Source organism: Mesorhizobium sp. M7A.F.Ca.CA.002.09.1.1 (genome assembly GCF_003998555.1).
Taxonomy (GTDB): domain Bacteria; phylum Pseudomonadota; class Alphaproteobacteria; order Rhizobiales; family Rhizobiaceae; genus Mesorhizobium; species Mesorhizobium ciceri.
In genome coordinates this window covers 1-2,179 of record NZ_RZRR01000918.1, presented here as the reverse complement: position 1 = coordinate 2,179, position 2,179 = coordinate 1, and the positions used below count along the sequence as shown (strand labels likewise).

Below are 2,179 nucleotides of genomic sequence, written 5' to 3'. Positions count from 1 at the left end.
CCTGTGGGCTAGGCTTGTGGGGCCAGGCTCCCTGTGGGAGTGGCCGATCAGGCCTTTTTGGCACCGAGATTGGGAAAGAACTGCATGATGCCACCGATGCAGGCAAGATAAAGCCCGGTGATGGTGATGCCGATCTTGGTGAAGGTGCTGACCTGCTCGCCCAGCACGCCGATCTGATCGTAGAAGGCGGCGAGCGCCGCTTGGGCCAGGGCAAGCGCGCCGAAAGCGCACCACAACAGGGTCATCCCAAGGTTGATGCGCCGCAGCCGCACCACCCGCACCGGGTGGATGAAGTTGATCGGCACGAAAGTCAGGACGCCGGCCACCACCACCACCGCGAACGAAACCCATTGTCCGGGCTCGATGACGAACAGGGTGAACACCACCATGTTCCAGACCACCGGGAATCCCTTGAAGAAATTCTCCTTCGTCTTCATGCCGGTGTCGGCATAGTAGATGGCGCTGGAAACGACGATGATCGCCGCCGACAGGAATGACAGGCCCTCGCCCATGAAGCCGCGCTGATAGAGCGCGAAGGCCGGGATCAGCACGTAGGTCACGTAGTCGATGATGTTGTCGAGCAGTTCGCCCGACCATGTCGGCAGGATCTCCTTGACCTCGAGTTTTCTGGCGATCGGCCCATCGATGCCGTCGACGAACAGGGCCAGCCCGAGCCACCAGAACATTGCGGTCCAGCGCTCTTCACTTGCCGCCACGAGCGACAGGAAGGCCAGGAACGACCCCGAGGCGGTCAAAAGGTGGACGGAGAACGCCCTCGCCTGCGGCCAGGTGACCTTCTTCTTCGGGCGCGGAATCCGGTCCGTGATCTTTTTGGCGGCTTTTCGTGCTGCCAAATTCCTGGCCGTTGTGTTCTTGCTCACGGGCCCCGCCAATCCAGCTTGCAGATTTCGGCCGAACGGCCGGCGAAATTCCAGTTGCGGCCAAAAGCCCGCACCTTGCTCTTGTCGGACCTGGCCACGATGATCTCGGGCGCGATCCAGTATTCCGAATTGCTGATCACCGTATCCTTGTCACGGTCCTTGCCTTGGAAGGGTGTGACCGCTCCGTCGATAATCCTGGGTATCTGGAAGATACGCGTTTTGTCACGCGTCTCATAGGTGATCGGCACCTGCTCGACACCGAGGAATTTGCCGACGAGGATTGAGAGCAGCGATGTGGTTCCACCTGCCTTGCCCGTGAAGATCTTTGTCAGCGCCTTGACCGCATAGACAGAGGCGCGGCTGTCGATGAACAGGCCCGCGGTCCAGTTGCCGCGGCTCATATAGCCTGGGATTTCCATGATCAGCCCAAGATTGAGCCCGGACAGATCGACCTCACCGAAATGGCCGGCATCGATGCGAAACCCGGCCCATGTCTGGCAATAGCCTTCGGTCGGCGGATGATTGCCAAGCGAGAGCACGCAAGGGCAAAAAACCGTGCAATTGCAGGAGAGTACGAGCTCTCCCTTCATCGCCCAGCTCTGGTCTGCCATCGATTTTCCCCCACTCACAGCGAGACTACTAGCAGCGCGGCTGCCCAGACAAGCAGTATCGCACCGGCCAGCCGGGTTGGAACCCTGCTGGCCGTTTGTTTTTCGATCAGGGTGAACAGGCCGATCAACGCCATCCAGAAAACGTTCATGACGCCCACGGCGAACATCACCAGCATCAAGGCCCAGCAGCAGCCCAGACACCACAGACCTTGCGCGGCACCGAGCCGAAAGATGTTAAGGGGCCTTGCGCTCCAGCTCGCGAAAAGGATCGAGAACGGGTTCCTGCATTTCTTCAGGCAAGCTTCCTTCAGGCCGCTGAACTGGTAGAGGCCGGCAATCAGCAGAGCGAGCGCACCGGCAATGCCGACGACCGGATCGAGAATCCCGGCTGACGAAGCGAATGCATGGACGGCCAAGGTCAGCGCCGCGAACACAATTGAAGCGGCGAGCCAGACGCTGAGATAGCCGGCGACCAGCAGCAGCGGGTGAACGACCGGTTCGCCCTTGATGCGTGCCGTGTCAGCGATCTCGCAATAGGTGCGTATCATCGGCGCCGCCGAAGGCAGCATCGTCGCGATCGCCATCAGGAACCACATCGAAACGAGCGCGCCGGCCCGCAAGCCGAGACCTGCGTCCAAAGGCACCGGTGAGAGGCACAGCACAGAGAACCGTTCCAGGAAATCGGGG

The 2,179-nt window shown here is 60.6% G+C and carries 3 protein-coding genes; all 3 read right to left on the bottom strand.

Translation table 11 applies throughout. The features are described from left to right. Positions 1–47: 47 nt before the first annotated feature. Positions 48–854 carry a phosphatidylcholine synthase gene (gene pcsA, locus EN994_RS28325; RefSeq protein WP_024503276.1) on the bottom strand — a complete coding sequence of 269 codons (807 nt, stop codon included), beginning with the start codon at positions 852–854 and terminating at the stop codon, positions 48–50. Positions 855–877: 23 nt separating this feature from the next. Then, positions 878–1,492, bottom strand: a complete 615-nt coding sequence (locus EN994_RS28320) for a DUF1326 domain-containing protein (protein WP_063168004.1) — start codon at positions 1,490–1,492, stop codon at positions 878–880. Between the two features lie 14 nt (positions 1,493–1,506). Further along, on the bottom strand, positions 1,507–2,179 hold a 673-nt coding region (locus EN994_RS28315), incomplete at its 5' end, for a DUF2182 domain-containing protein (protein WP_127308005.1).

Coding starts and splice junctions, on each gene's coding strand:
- EN994_RS28320 (WP_063168004.1), bottom strand. CDS start 1,492: ATGGCAGACCAGAGCTGGGCGATGAAGGGAGAGCTCGTACTCTCCTGC.